Here is a 14,318-nt window from a genome sequence, read left to right as displayed (position 1 = left end):
TCCCGGCCGCGAAGGCCGGGAGCGGCGTGGCGCGATCAGCGCAGCGCGTCGATCGCCGCATTGAACGTGGGGCTGGGACGCATCGCCTGGCTGACCCGCGCCATGTCGGGGTGGTAATACCCCTTGATCTCCACCGCGTGCCCCTGCGCGCCGTTGAGTTCGCCGACGATGGTCGCCTCGTTGTCGGCCAGCGTCTTCGCCAACGGAGCGAACGTGGCCTTCAGCGCCGCGTCGTCGTCCTGGGCGGCCAGCGCCTGGGCCCAGTACATCGCCAGGTAGAAGTGGCTGCCACGGTTGTCGATCTCGCCCACCTTGCGAGCCGGCGACTTGTTGCTGTCGAGGAAGCGGCCATTCGCCTGGTCGAGCGTCTTCGCCAAGACGCGGGCATGACGGTTGTCGTAACGCTCGGCGAGGTGTTCGAGCGACGCCGCCAGCGCGAGGAATTCGCCCAGCGAATCCCAACGCAGGTAGTTCTCTTCGACGAACTGCTGCACGTGCTTGGGTGCGGAACCGCCGGCTCCCGTCTCAAACAGGCCACCGCCGGCCATCAGCGGCACGATGGAAAGCATCTTCGCCGAGGTGCCCAGTTCCATGATCGGGAACAGGTCGGTCAGGTAGTCGCGCAGCACATTGCCGGTCACCGAGATGGTGTCCTGGCCCTTGCGGATGCGCTCAAGCGAAAAAGTCGTGGCATCCACCGGCGCCAGGATGCGCAGGTCGAGGCCGGAGGTATCGTGATCTTTCAGGTAGCGCTCGACCTTCGCGATGACCTGCGCGTCGTGCGCACGCGCGCGATCGAGCCAGAACACCGCTGGCGTATCCGACAGGCGCGCGCGCTGCACGGCCAGCTTCACCCAATCCTGGATCGGCGCATCCTTGGTCTGGCACATACGCCAGATGTCACCCGCTTCCACCGCATGCTCGAACACCGTGGAGCCGTCATCGGCCAGCACGCGGACCGTGCCGTCGGCCGGCACCTGGAAGGTCTTGTCGTGGGAGCCGTATTCCTCGGCCTTCTGCGCCATCAGGCCCACGTTGGGCACGCTACCCATCGTCGCCGGGTCGAAGGCGCCGTGCGCGATGCAATCCTCGATCACCGCCTGGTAGACGCCCGCGTAGCAGCGGTCGGGAATGATCGCCTTGGCATCCTGCAGCTTGCCTTCGGCATTCCACATGCCGCCGGAGTCGCGGATCATCGCCGGCATCGACGCATCGACGATCACGTCGCTGGGCACGTGCAGGTTGGTGATGCCCTTGTCCGAATTGACCATCGCCAACGCGGGGCGCTTTGCGTACTCCGCCTTGAGGTCGGCTTCGATCTCGGCGCGCTTGCCGGCATCGAGCCGGTCGAGACGGGCGTAGAGGTCGCCGATGCCGTTGTTCGCGTCGAAGCCCACCTGCGCGAGCGTGTCGGCGTGCTTGGCCAGCACGTCCTTGTAGAACTCACGCACCACGATACCGAACATGATCGGATCGGAGACCTTCATCATGGTCGCCTTAAGGTGCAGCGAGAACAGCACGCCGCGGGCCTTGGCGTCGTCGATCTGCGCACCGATAAAGGCCGCCAGCTTCTTGCGGCTCATCACCGCGGCGTCGACGATCTCACCCGCCTTCACCGCCACCTTGTCCTTGAGCACCTTCACGGCGCCGTCCTTGCCGGTAAACTCGATGCGCAGGCTGCCGGCCTTGTCGAGCGTGGCCGAGGCCTCGCTGCCGTAGAAATCGCCGCCGTCCATGTGCGCGACGTGCGACTTCGAATCGCTCGACCACTTGCCCATGCGATGCGGATGCTTGCGCGCGTAGTTCTTCACCGAGAGCGGGGCGCGGCGATCCGAATTGCCTTCGCGCAGCACCGGGTTCACCGCGCTGCCCATGGCCTTGCCATAGCGGGCGTTGCTTTCCTTCTCGGCGTCCGTCGCTGGCGCGTCGACGTAATCGGGCAGGTCGTAGCCCTGGGCCTGCAATTCACGGATCGCGGCCTTCATCTGCGGCACCGAGGCGCTGATGTTGGGCAGCTTGATGATGTTGGCTTCCGGCGTCGTCGCCAGCTCGCCCAGTTCGGCGAGGTGGTCGCCGATGCGCTGGGCGTCGGTGAGGCGATCGGGGAACTGGGCCAGAATGCGGCCGGCAAGCGAAATGTCGCGCGTCTCCACCGCCACGCCCGCCGCACCCGCGAACGCCTCGATGATCGGCAGGAACGACGCCGTAGCGAGGAACGGCGCTTCGTCGGTAAGCGTGTAGATGATCTTGGGCGACTGGGACATATGCGGCGAGCCTTCTGCGTGAGTGGGCCAGGTTATGGGGCCATTCCACGAGCGCCGCAAGAGCGACGTCGCGGGCGGACAACCCATCCATTGTGGCCCGGATGGGGTGGGAGGGGAAAGCGAGCGGGGGACACGGGTGTCTTGCGCGGGCTGCAACGGCAGGGAAGGCTCGCCTTCGGCCTCGCGGCAGCGGCGGTGAGGCCGGCGGATTCGTGGCCGCCGCCCCGTGGCGCGACGGCTTCGCCGACCCTTGGGTAAAGAAGCCGCTGCGCGGCTCGTGTCCCATGGCTGGCGCCCCGGCGGGCACGGTCAGGCGGGCGGGGTGTTTCGACTCGGCATCCTGCCTCGGCGAAACATGCCGGCCATCCCTGGCCGGCACCGCTACGCGGCCTTATCCGCCCGCCTGACCTCGGCTCCAGATGTCGCGCCACGGGGCGGCGGCCACGAATCCACTTCGACCACTGAGGTTTCAAGGCAAAGCCGGGGTGACGCAAGCCGTTGCCGCTGGAGAACCGCACCACGCCCGACTCGGTGTACGGAAGAGCCCGTAGCCCTGGCTCCTTGCCGCGACATCTGGAGCCGAGGGCGTTCGGACGGACCAGGCCGCGCAGCGGGATCGGCCATGGATGGCCGATCTTTTCCGCCGAGGCAGGATGCCGAGTCGGAAAACCCCGTCCGAACGCCCGTGCCCGCCGGGGCGGCAGCCATCAGACACCAGCCGCGAAGCGGCTCTCCCTGCCCAAGGGCCGGCGAAGCCGTCGCGGCAAGGAGCCAGGGCTACGGGCTCTGCCCCTCAACGCCACAGTGTTACGCCCGCGACGCCCTCAACGCCTTACGTTCGCGCCGACGCGCCTTGCGCGCCTTCCAGCGCTCGGACAGACACGCGAAGATCACGTACAGCGCCGGGGTGGAAAGCAGCGTCAGGCTCTGGGAGATGAGCAGGCCGCCGATCATCGCGATACCGAGCGGGCGGCGAAGCTCCGAGCCCTCGCCCAGGCCAATGGCGAGCGGCAATGCGGCGAGGATCGCCACCATCGTGGTCATCATGATCGGACGGAAACGCACCAGACAGGCTTCGCGGATGGCTTCCTTGGACGTGAGGCCACGTTCGCGCTGCGCCACCAGGGCAAAGTCGATCATCATGATCGCGTTTTTCTTGACGATGCCGATGAGTAGCACCAGGGCGATCATCGCCACGATGGAGAGATCGGTGTCGGTGATGACCAGCGCGGCGAGCGCGCCGACGCCCGCGGCGGGCAGTGTCGACAGGATGGTGACCGGATGGATGAGGCTCTCGTAGAGCATGCCCATCAACAGGTACACCGTGACAATGGCGGCGAGGATCAGCAACGGCATGTCGCTCTGCGACTGCTGGAAGCGACGGAAGTCGCCACCCGCTTCCACGCGGATGTCGCCCGGCATGCGCATGCCGGCGACGGTCTTCTGGATGATCTCGGTGGCCTCGCCCATGCTCACGCCTTCGGCGAGATTGAAGCTCACGTCCATCGTGGTGTACTGGTCTTCGTGGACGATCTGGGTGGGAGCGAGCCCCGGCACCTGCCGCGTCACCGCCGAGAGGGGCACCATCGACCCGGAACTGGCCCGCACATAGAGCTGGTTGAGCGAATCGGGCGTGGCGGCCAGCTGCGGGAGCGAGTTGACGATGACGCGGTACTGGTTGATGTCCGAATAGATCGTCGAGACCGCGCGCTGGCCGAAGGCGTTGTAGAGCGCGCCGTCGATGTCGCCGATGCTGACGCCCAGGCGTGCGGCGGTGTCGCGGTCGATGATGAGGTTCTGGCGCAGGCCGGCGGCATCGATGTCGCTACCGACGTCCTTGAGCATCTTGTTTTTCTTCAGCGCGTCGACGAGCCTGGGCAACCACGTCTGGAGCTCGGTCACGTCGTTGCCCTTGAGCGACACGGCGTACTGGCCGCCCTGCGAGGATCCGCCGCCTCCCCCACTGGGGAGATCCTGGATCGGGCGCAGGCGCAGGTTGAGGTCGGGATAGCGATTGGCCTTGGCGGACAAACGGGCCAGCGCATCGAACGTCGTGTCCTTGCGTCCGTCGGCGACCGTCTTCAGTTCGATGTTGAACGAGCCGGTGGAGCCGGTGCGGCTGGTGCCCAGGCGCGAACCGACCGCGCGCACGTCGGGATCGGCGAGCAGCATCTCGGTGAGTCGCTGCTGGCGCTGCTTCATTTCGCCGAACGACACGGTAGAACTGGCGTTGGCGCGCGCGGCGATCAGGCCGGTGTCCTGCGGCGGGAAGAAGCCCCCCTTGACCATGCCGGCGAGCACGAACGTGATCGCGACCAGGGCCAGCGGCGTGAGCGCCATCAACAGCGCGTGGCGCAACGTCCAGTCGAGCGCGCGACGGTACATGCCGACCATGCGCTCGTGCATGCGCTCCAGCGCGCGGCCGAGCTTCGATTCGGGCTGCTGTTCCTTGTGCGCACGCAAGAACTGCCCGCACAGCGAGGGCGTGAGGGTAAGCGAGACCAGCGCCGACACCACGATGGCCGCGATCAGGGTGACGGTGAATTCCTTGAAGAACATGCCGAAGATGCCAGGCGCCAGCAGCAACGGAATGAACACGGCGATCAGCGAGCCGGTGATCGAGACGATGGTGAAACCGATTTCCCGCGCCCCCAGCAGGGCCGCCTGGAAGCGGGGTACGCCTTCGTCCATGTGCCGGATGACGTTTTCGATGACGACGATGGCGTCGTCGACGACGAAGCCGATCGAGATGACCAGCGCGAGCAGCGTGAGGTTGTTGAGGGTGTAACCGAAGAGGTACATCACCACGAACGCGCCCGCCAGCGACAGCGGCACGGCCAGGCCGGCGATCACCGTGGGAGCCACCCGGCGCAGGAACAGCGCCATGGTCATGATGACCATCGCCAGGCTGATCAGCAGGGTGGCCTGCACTTCGTGGAGCGACGCGCGGATGGTCGGCGTGCCGTCGAAGAACGGATGCAGCTGCGCGCCTGCGGGGAGCCAGGTCTGCATCGTGGGAATGAGCGCCTTGACCCGGTCGACGGTAGCGATGATGTTCGCGTCCGACTTGCGGTAGACGTACATCAGGATGCCGGGGCGGCCGTTGAACCACGCGGCCTGATAGGCGTCCTGCTGGCCGTCGTACACCTTGGCCACGTCGGACAGGCGCACGGGGGTGCCGTTCTTGTTGGCGATCACCAGGCGGGCGAACTCGTCCGCGGTGTGCAGGGAGTCGTTGGCGGTAACCGCCATGTCGGTCGTGCCGTCGGTAAGGAAACCCTGCGGCGAAGTGACGTTGGCGGCGGTGAGCGCGTTGCGCAACTGGTCGGGCGACAGGCCCATGGCGTTGAGGGCGCGCAGGTTGACGTCGACGCGGATCGCCGGCGTGGCGCTGCCGGCGATGTCCACCGAGGCGATGCCTTCCTGCTGGCGCAGGCGCTGGGCGAGGATGGAGTCGGCGACGTTGTAGAGGTCGGTGGGCGCCATCGTGTCGGACGTGAGCGCGAGCACGATGATCGGGTCGTCGTTGGGATTGGCCTTCTGGTAGGACGGGGCGTTGAGCAGGCCCGACGGCAGGTCGGGCTGCGCGGCATTGATGGCCGTCTGCACGTCGCGCGCGGCCGCGTCGATGTTCACCCCGTTCTGGAAAAACAGCAGGACGAACGTCGAGCCTTCCGAACTGTTCGAACGCATCTGCTCGATGCCGGGCACCTGGCCGAGGTGCCGCTCCAGGGGCGCCGCCACCGTGGAGGCCATCGTGCCCGCGTCGGCGCCGGACTGCTGGGCGCTGACGAAAATGGCGGGGAACTGGATCGACGGCAGCGCCGCCACGCCGAGCAGGGAGTAGCAGATGATGCCCACGATGAAGACACCGATCGCCAGCAGCGACGTGCCGATCGGACGGCGGATGAAGGGGCCGGAAATATTCATGGGGCGACGCGTTTCATGAGCGGATCGGCGGGGACGGTTCCATCGTCAACGCACGAGCCGGAAAAAGGTTTCGCCGGGCGTGGGTACGCCCGGCGAAGAAAGGGTGGCTGGGGTATCCGGCGCCGCCATCAGCTGGCGATGCGCGGATGGCCTTGGGCCAGTTCGCGTCGTCGCTTGCGTTCGGCCAGCCAGTCGGAGAAGCGCTCCATGTAAAGGTAAATCACCGGCGTGGTGTAGAGCGTGACCAGCTGCGAGAGCAACAGGCCGCCGACGATCGACACGCCCAGGGGCCGGCGCAGCTCCGAACCGATGCCGTTGCCCAGCGCCAGCGGCAGCGCGCCGAGCAAGGCCGCGGCCGTCGTCATCATGATCGGCCGGAAGCGCAGCAGGCAGGCGCGGCGAATGGCCTCGGTGGCGTTCATGCCGGTGCGCTTCGCCTCGATGGCGAAGTCGATCATCATGATGGCGTTTTTCTTGACGATGCCGATCAGCAGCACGATGCCGACGATGCCATCCACCGACAGGGTCATACCGCACAGGAGCAGTGCCAGCAACGCGCCCACGCCGGCCGGCGGCAGCGTCGAGATGATCGTCAACGGGTGGATGTAGCTCTCGTAGAGCACGCCCAGCACGATGTAGATCACGATGACCGAGGCCAGCAGGAGGAGCACCTCGTCGCCCACCGACGACGAGAACTCGGCGGCCTTGCCGATGAACTGCCCGCGTACCGACGGCGGGAAGTTGAGTTCTTTCTCAACCTCGTGAATCGCATCCACCGCGGCCGAGAGCGATTCGCCCTGGGCGAGGTTGAACGAGATCGTGACCGCCGGCAACTGCTGCAGGTGGCTCACCACCAACGGCGCGGACGTGACCTGGGCGCTGGCCAGCGAGGCGATGGGAATGGTGCCGCCCCCGCCGACCTGGAAGCCCACGTTGCCGGTGTTGCCGATGCCCGAGGGCGTGGCCGAATTGCTCGAGGCGAGCTGGCCGAAGCTGGTGGCGTTGGAGCCGGTAAGCGCCCCGTTGCCGTTGCCGCGCACGGTGAGCTTGTTGAGCAGGTCGGCGCTGGTGCGGAACTCCGGCGCCACCTCCAGCACCACGCGGTACTGGTTGAGCTGGGTGAAGATGGTGGAGATCTGGCGCTGGCCGAACGCGTCGTAGAGCGTGTCGTCGATGGTCTGCACCGGGACGCCGAGGCGGCTGGCGCTGTCGCGATCGATGGTCAGCTTCAGCGCGGTGCCCTGGTCGGCGAGGTTGTTGTCGACGTCGGCCAGTTCCTTGCGCTTGCGCAGTGCCGAGGTCATCTGCTGCGCATAGCCGGCGAGCTCCGTGCTGTTCACGTCCGAGAGCGAGTACTGGTATTCGGTGGCGGATACCTGGCTGTCGAGCGTGACGTCCTGCACCGGCTTGAGGAACAACGCCACGCCGGGGATCTGCGCCGCGGCGCGCTGCAACCGGGGAATCACCTCATCGAGGCTGGAACGGTCGCCGCGTTCTTTCAGCACCAGCGATATCTGGCCCTGGTTGAGCGTGGGATTGACCGAGCCCGCGCCGATGAAGGCGGCCACGCCGGCCACGGCAGGGTCTTTCGCGAGCGCGTCGGCCACGGCCTTGGTGCGCTGCTCCATCTGCGGAAACGCGACGTTCTGGTCGGCCTGCACCACGGCGGTGATGAGCCCGGTGTCCTGTTCGGGCAGCAGGCCCTTGGGAATGACGATGTAAAGCACCACGGTGAGCGCGACGGTCAGCACCGCGATCAGCATCGTGAGCGGGCGGTGGTCGAGCACCCAGTCGAGGCTGCGGCCATAGCCTTCAACCGTGCGCGACCAGACCGTGTGCTTGCCCGCGGCGATGGCGTGCTCGTGCGCGTCGTCGGCCTCGGGCAATTCGTCGGCCTTGAGCAGGTAGGCGCACATCATCGGGGTGAGCGTCAGCGAGACCAGCATCGAGATCGCCACCGCGATCGTGAGCACCCAGGCGAACTCGTGGAACAGGCGGCCGGTGACGCCCGGCATGAGCAGCAGCGGCAGGAACACGGCGATCAACGAGACGGTGAGCGAGAGCACCGTGAAGCCGATCTCTTTCGCGCCGATCTCGGCGGCGGTCTTGCCGTCGTGGCCCTGCTCGATGTAGCGGACGATGTTTTCGATCATCACGATCGCGTCGTCCACCACGAAGCCGGTGGCCACCGCCAGCGCCATCAGCGAGAGGTTGTCCAGCGACATGTTCGCGAACGCCATCACGCCGAAGGTGCCCATCAGCGACAGCGGCACCGCCACCGACGGGATCACCGTGGCCCACAGCCGGCGCAGGAACACGAAGATCACGGCCACCACCAGGCAGATGGTGAGGATCAGCGTGAACTGCACGTCTTCCACCGACGCGCGAATGGTGATGGTGCGATCGGCGAATACCTGCAGGTGCACGTCGGCCGGCAGCACCTTCTGCAGGTCGGGAAGCGTCTGGCGGATCTGCTGCACCGTCTGCACGATGTTCGCGCCGGGCTGGCGGCGGATGTCGAGCAACACGGCCGAGCGGCCGTTGGCCCACGCGGCGAGCTGGTCGTTCTCCACGCCGTCGATCACGTTGGCCACGTCGGACAGGCGCACCGGCGCGCCGTTCTTATAGCTGATGATGGTGTCCTTGTAGGCAGCGGCGTCTTCGAGCTGGTCGTTCGTGCCGATGCTGTACGACTGCGTCTTGCCGTTGAGCGTGCCCTTGGGCGCGTTGACGTTGGCTTCGGTGAGCGACGCCCGCACGTCTTCCAGCGTGAGGCCGAGGTTGGCCAACTGCGCGGGATTGACCTGGATGCGCACGGCCGGGCGCACGTTGCCCGCGATGGACACCAGACCCACGCCCTCCACCTGGGCCAGTTTTTGCGCGAGGATCGAATCGGCGTAGTTGTTCACGTCGCGCAGCGGCAGGCTGTCGGAGGTGAGCATCAGCGTCATGATCGGCGCGTCGGCCGGGTTCACGCGGTTGTACACGGGCGGATACGGCAGGTTGTTCGGCAGCGTGCCGCGCGCCTGGTTGATCGCCGCCTGCACGTCCTGCGCGGCGATGTCGATGTCGCGGTCCATGTTGAACTGCAGCACGATCGTCGACAAGCCGGCCGAGGAGTCGGAACTCATCATCGACAGGCCGGAGATCTGGCCGAAGTTGCGCTCCAGCGGCGTGGTGACCAGCGCGGCCATCGTGCTGGCGCTCGCGCCGGGATACTGCGTGGTGACGACGAGACTGGGCGCGTCGATCTCCGGCAGCGCCGATACCGGCAGCTGCCGGTAGCCGAGGATGCCCAGCAGCAGCACGGCCACCATCAGCAACGAGGTCGCGATCGGCCGGCGAATGAAGAGTGTCGAGAAACCCACGTTCTGATCCTGGTGTCGTGGCCCGTGAGGAGCCGGGGCGGCGCGTCCGGCGGGACGCGCCGCGCGCTGTCAGCCGCCGCGGCGTCCGCCGCGACCCTGCTGGCCCTGCTTGGCTTTCTGGAGTTCTTCGGCGGTGGGCGCGGCCGGCACCTGGCCCGGGGCCAGCGGCTGCACCTTCGAGCCCGGCTTGAGGCGGAACTGGCCCTCGGTGACGACCTTGTCGCCCAGCTTCAGGCCCTTGCCGATCAGCACGTGGCTGTCGCCGACCTCGGTGGAGGTCTCGACCGGCTGCATGCGGACCGTGTTGTCGCCCTGCACGAGATAGACGTAGTCGCCATCCGGGCCGCGCTGCACGGCCTGGGCCGGCACCACGAGACCGTTCTTCACCGTGCGCACCTTCAGCTGCACGTTGACGAACTGGCCCGGCCACAGCTGGGTCTTCTCGTTCTCGAACAGCGAGCGCAGGCGGAAGGTACCGGTGCTGGTGTCGATCGTGTTGTCGATGACGTCGAGGTGGCCGGTGGCGATGGCGTGCGAATCGACGCGGTCCAGCGCCTGCACTTCGAGCGAGGTGAGGTCGCCGCCCTCCAGGGTGGACGAGCGCACCAGGTCGAGGTTCTTCTCCGGAAGGAAGAACATCACGTAGATGGGGTGCAGCTCGGTGATGGTGACGATGGCATCGGTGGTGGCGACGACGTTGCCCACATCGACCGAACGAATGCCGGCCAGGCCGTCGATCGGCGCGATCACCTTGGTGAAGCCCAACTGCACCTGCGAGGCGCGGATCGCGGCCTGGTCCGCCACCACGGTGGCATTGGCCTGGTCGAGGGTGTTCTTGAGGTTGTCCAGGTCCTGCTTGGACACGTACTGCTGGCCACCCTTGCTGACCAGGTTCTGCGAACGGTCGAGGTTATTCCTGGCCGTGGCCGCCGACGCCTGGTCCTGCTTGAGCTTGGCTACCGACTGGTCGTACTGCGACTGGATCGTTCGCGGGTCGATCTCGGCGATCACGTCGCCGGCCTTGACCTCCTGGCCTTCCTTGAAATTCAGCTTCATCAGCTGGCCGCCCACCTGGGGGCGCACGGTGACCGTGTTGCGCGCCTGCACCGTGCCCAGCGCGGTCAGGTAGACCGGGACATCCTGGCTGACCACGGGCACCACGGTGACCGGCACCGGCGGCTGGTCCTTGCCCTGCCCCTCGCCGTTGGCCTGCGCGCCGGCCGCGGCGGCATCGCTCTTGCCGTGGTGCATACGCGGAACGATGACGATGCCTGCGATCACCACGACAACGATGACGGCCAGCGCGATTTTCCAGAAACGCGACATGAAACACTCCCAGGATGAAAAGCCGGCGCTCGCTCGAGGCCGGGCGCGCCGTGCGCCAGGGGCTTGCCGCACCCTGCGCTAACGAGCCACGACGCCAATATAGGTGTTGGGGAACGGGATTGAACAATGCCGGTTGACAGGGGTGCACCATGACTGACGGCACGTCCGCCGTCATCGCCCTGCAACCTGGCGCCTCCCAGACCGCTGACGCGCGCCAAGGTTCCCCCTATACTCGCCGGGGATCGTTGCCGCATCGCGGCTTGCAGGCACGCCGACACCCCGGGGAGGGGGGCGGCACACCCAACACCAGTGGAGTCAATGCGTGAGCGGTTCTCCAAGCAAGTCCGACCAGAACTTCATGCGCCAGTTTTCCTGGCTGACCGCGGGCCTGAGCGTGCTCGCCCTCGTGCTGATGGTGATCGCCTACAGCATCTACAACGGCATTCCCAAGGAGCAGGACCCGGCGGTCGCCAAGCGCACCGAAGCCCGGATCGCCCCGGTGGGCGCGGTCTACGCCGGCGACACCGGTCGCGCGGCCATGCAGGCCGCCCAGGAGGCCGCCGCCAAGGCCGCCGCCGCGCAGGTTGCCTACGGTGGCACCACGGACGGCAAGACCATCTACGACAACCTCTGCCACAGCTGCCACACGGCCGGCGTGGCCGGGGCGCCCAAGCTGGGGGATAAGGGCGCCTGGAGCGCCCGCATCGCCCAGGGCACCGCCACCCTGATCAAGCACGCGATCGAGGGCTATACCGGCCCGGATGGCAACCACATGCCCGCGCGTGGCGGCAATCCGGCCCTCAACGACGAGCAGGTCGGCAACACCGTGAAGTGGATGGTCGACCAGGCCCGGTAGGAACGCGCCCCGCGCGCGACGCTTATCCGTCCAGCGGAAACCGTCTTTAGGCTTCGTCCTGCCCGTTGCGAAACCCCAGGGGAACGGGGCCGCTGGCCTTACCTCTCGCGACCAGGGCGTGCTCCCACGACCCAGGCGGCGGCGAAGGCCCGCACGTCGGGAAAGAACCGCTCGAAGGTGCCTCGCAGCGCCTCGTCGTCGGCCAGCAGCACGGGCATCGCCGCGGCGACCGGATTGGCTCGCGACAACCGTCGCGACAGGCCGTCGAAGGCCCCCGCGACGCGATCCGGGTCGATGTAGCCCGCCGGCAGGTCGTGGGCGTCCATGTAGGCAAGGAATCGCCGGAGGCCGTCGGGAAGCATCCCCTGGGCCTGGTGCAGTTCGCCGCGCACGCGACCGGAAAACGCCGCCAGCGGCTCGTCGCTCCAGCGGGCGAAATCCCGTGCCAGGCAATGATCGAACCACACGTCGAGCAGGATGCCCGCATACCGGCGGAACGGCGCGGGCATCCGCTCGCGGGCGGCGCGCACCTCGGGATGGCCGTCGGTATAGCCGTCGATGGCCCGGTGCAGGTAGATGCCCTGGCGAACATCCGGCGGCAGGGACGCATCGGGCGTGCCCCGCACGAAATCGCCCAGCAGCCCGCCCAGGCGCAGCCCGCGATCGTCCCCGGCCAGCAGCGCGTGGGCGAGCACGTTCACGGCGCGGCTCCGGCGCGACGACGGCAGTCAGCAGGTATCATGGTGGGATGAACGATCTACTTTCCGTGGCCCCGGACCACTTCCCGGGCGAAGCGGCAAGCTTCGCGCTCGATGGCCCGGCGGGCAAGCTCGAATGCGAAGCGAAGCCGGCCGGTCCCGAAGGCCGGCGCGACGCCGTCGCCGTCATCTGCCACCCGCTGTCCACCGACGGGGGCAGCATGCATAACAAGGTGGTGACGATGGTCGAACGCGCGTTGCGCGAGTCCGGCGTCGATACCGTCATCTTCAATTTCCGCAGCGTCGGCCGCTCCGAGGGCGCATTCGACCACGGCAACGGCGAGAGCGACGACCTCGCCGCCGTGGTGGCCTGGGTCCGCACCGTGCGGCCCGGCGCGTCGCTCTGGCTCGCCGGCTTCTCGTTCGGCAGCTACGTCACCCTGCGTAACGCCGTCGCCCTCGGCGCCAACGCCCTCGTCAGCATCGCGCCGCCCGCGGCCGGTCGCGGCTGGGACTTCGCGCCCATCGCCCTGCCCTCGTGCCGCTGGCTCGTGGTGATGGGCGACGCCGACGAGATCGTCGAGCCGCAGGCGGTCTACGACTGGGTCGACGGCCTCCCGGACGACAAGCGCCCGGCGCTGGTCCGCATGGAAGACACCAGCCACTTCTTCCACCGACGGCTCATGGACCTTCGCGGCGTGATCAAGCACGCCGTCAAGGACTGGCCGCCGCTGCCGGCGTCCGCATGAGCGGTGCCGCCTCCACGCCCGGCGAGCGCTATCGCGATGGCGTCGCCGGCCACCGCTGGGAATCCGACCCCGCCCAAGGGCCGGTGATCGCCGAGTTCGACCGCCTGCATGCGGCGCTGTGTGCCGCCGAACCCGCCGCCGGCGGCCTGTTCGGGCGGCTGCGCAGCATGCTGGGCGGCGAGCGCCGCGCGGTGCCGGGGCTTTACCTCTGGGGCAGCGTCGGTCGCGGCAAGACGTTTCTCATGGATCTCTTCGTCTCCAGCCTCCCCCCGGGCCTGGCGCTACGTCGGCATTTCCACCGTTTCATGCAGGACATCCATGCCACGTTGCGCGAGCTCGGCGACCGGCAGAATCCGCTCGACGAGGTCGCCGCCCGGCTCGCCGCGAAGTGCCGCGTGCTCTGCCTGGACGAGTTCCTGGTGACCGACATCGGCGACGCGATGATCCTCTCCGGGCTTCTCGAGGGGCTGTTCGACCGGGGCGTCACCCTCGTCACCACCTCGAACACCCCACCGGGCAACCTCTACAAGGACGGCCTGCAACGCGCGCGCTTCCTGCCCGCCATCGCCGCCATCCAGGCGCACTGCGTGGTGCACGAGATGCTTTCGCCGCGCGACTGGCGCCTGCGTGCGCTCAGCCAGGCGCCGGTCTACCTGGTGCCGCCCGGCGTCGAGGCCGAGCGTTCGCTGGCGAAGATCTTCGGTGGACAGGCGCAGGGTGGGGTCGTCGAGGGCGGATCCATCCACCTCAATGCGCGCGACGTGCCGGTGCGACGGCGCGCCGACAACATCGCGTGGTTCGACTTCACCGCGTTGTGCGATGGACCGCGCGCCGTCGCCGATTACATCGAGCTCGCCCGCGCGTACCCCACGGTGATCCTCTCCAACGTGCCGCAGTTCACCATCTACACCGAGAACGAAGCCAAGCGCTTCGTGCTGCTGGTGGACGAGTTCTACGACCGTCAGGTGAAGCTCGTGCTGTCGGCCGCCGCGCCGATCACCGAGCTCTACGACGGCACGAAGCTGCGCGCGGAGTTCGGGCGCACGGAGTCGCGCCTCATCGAGATGCAGAGCGAAGACTACCTCGCCCGTGAGCACAAGCCCTGAGCCATGGTCGCGCGGACGGCT

General features: G+C 67.6%; 8 protein-coding genes. 3 read left to right on the top strand and 5 right to left on the bottom strand.

Translation table 11 applies throughout. The features are described from left to right. Nucleotides 1–35: 35 nt before the first annotated feature. The 4 genes from PI246_RS11885 to PI246_RS11870 form a co-directional block, all read right to left on the bottom strand. Nucleotides 36–2,264: an NADP-dependent isocitrate dehydrogenase gene (locus PI246_RS11885; RefSeq protein WP_320551505.1), complete on the bottom strand. Its 2,229-nt coding sequence runs from the start codon at nt 2,262–2,264 to the stop codon at nt 36–38. A gap of 807 nt (nt 2,265–3,071) precedes the next feature. After that, complete coding sequence (locus PI246_RS11880) at nt 3,072–6,194, bottom strand: efflux RND transporter permease subunit (RefSeq protein WP_320551504.1); 3,123 nt, start codon at nt 6,192–6,194, stop codon at nt 3,072–3,074. A 128-nt stretch (nt 6,195–6,322) separates the two neighbouring features. Further along, a complete protein-coding gene (locus PI246_RS11875) occupies nt 6,323–9,562 on the bottom strand; it encodes an efflux RND transporter permease subunit (protein WP_320551503.1) in 3,240 nt (1,079 codons plus the stop codon). 69 nt (nt 9,563–9,631) lie between these two features. Next, entirely contained in the window at nt 9,632–10,888 is a 1,257-nt protein-coding gene (locus tag PI246_RS11870) for an efflux RND transporter periplasmic adaptor subunit (RefSeq protein ID WP_320551502.1), read from the bottom strand. Nucleotides 10,889–11,246: 358 nt separating this feature from the next. On the opposite strand from PI246_RS11870, the gene PI246_RS11865 reads away from it, so the two are divergent. Then, nucleotides 11,247–11,744, top strand: coding sequence for a c-type cytochrome (locus tag PI246_RS11865; RefSeq protein ID WP_320551708.1), 498 nt, complete (start codon nt 11,247–11,249; stop codon nt 11,742–11,744). Between the two features lie 98 nt (nt 11,745–11,842). Here PI246_RS11865 and PI246_RS11860 read toward each other — a convergent pair whose 3' ends face one another. Next, on the bottom strand, nt 11,843–12,445 hold the full coding sequence (locus PI246_RS11860) for an acyl carrier protein phosphodiesterase (RefSeq protein ID WP_320551501.1): 603 nt from the start codon (nt 12,443–12,445) through the stop codon (nt 11,843–11,845). Between the two features lie 47 nt (nt 12,446–12,492). On the opposite strand from PI246_RS11860, the gene PI246_RS11855 reads away from it, so the two are divergent. Both PI246_RS11855 and zapE read left to right on the top strand, forming a co-directional pair. Then, complete coding sequence (locus PI246_RS11855) at nt 12,493–13,191, top strand: alpha/beta hydrolase (RefSeq protein WP_320551500.1); 699 nt, start codon at nt 12,493–12,495, stop codon at nt 13,189–13,191. After that, nucleotides 13,188–14,297 (top strand): cell division protein ZapE, encoded by a 1,110-nt coding sequence (zapE, locus tag PI246_RS11850; protein WP_320551499.1) that lies wholly within the window; start codon nt 13,188–13,190, stop codon nt 14,295–14,297. Before PI246_RS11855 ends, zapE begins: the two co-directional genes overlap by 4 nt. The last annotated feature ends 21 nt before the right edge of the window (nt 14,298–14,318 follow it).

The organism is Luteibacter sahnii, from assembly GCF_034063545.1.
GTDB classification, from domain to species: Bacteria; Pseudomonadota; Gammaproteobacteria; order Xanthomonadales; family Rhodanobacteraceae; genus Luteibacter; species Luteibacter sahnii.
Note: the sequence above shows the minus strand (reverse complement) of the source record. Positions and strands in the feature narration are given on the sequence as shown.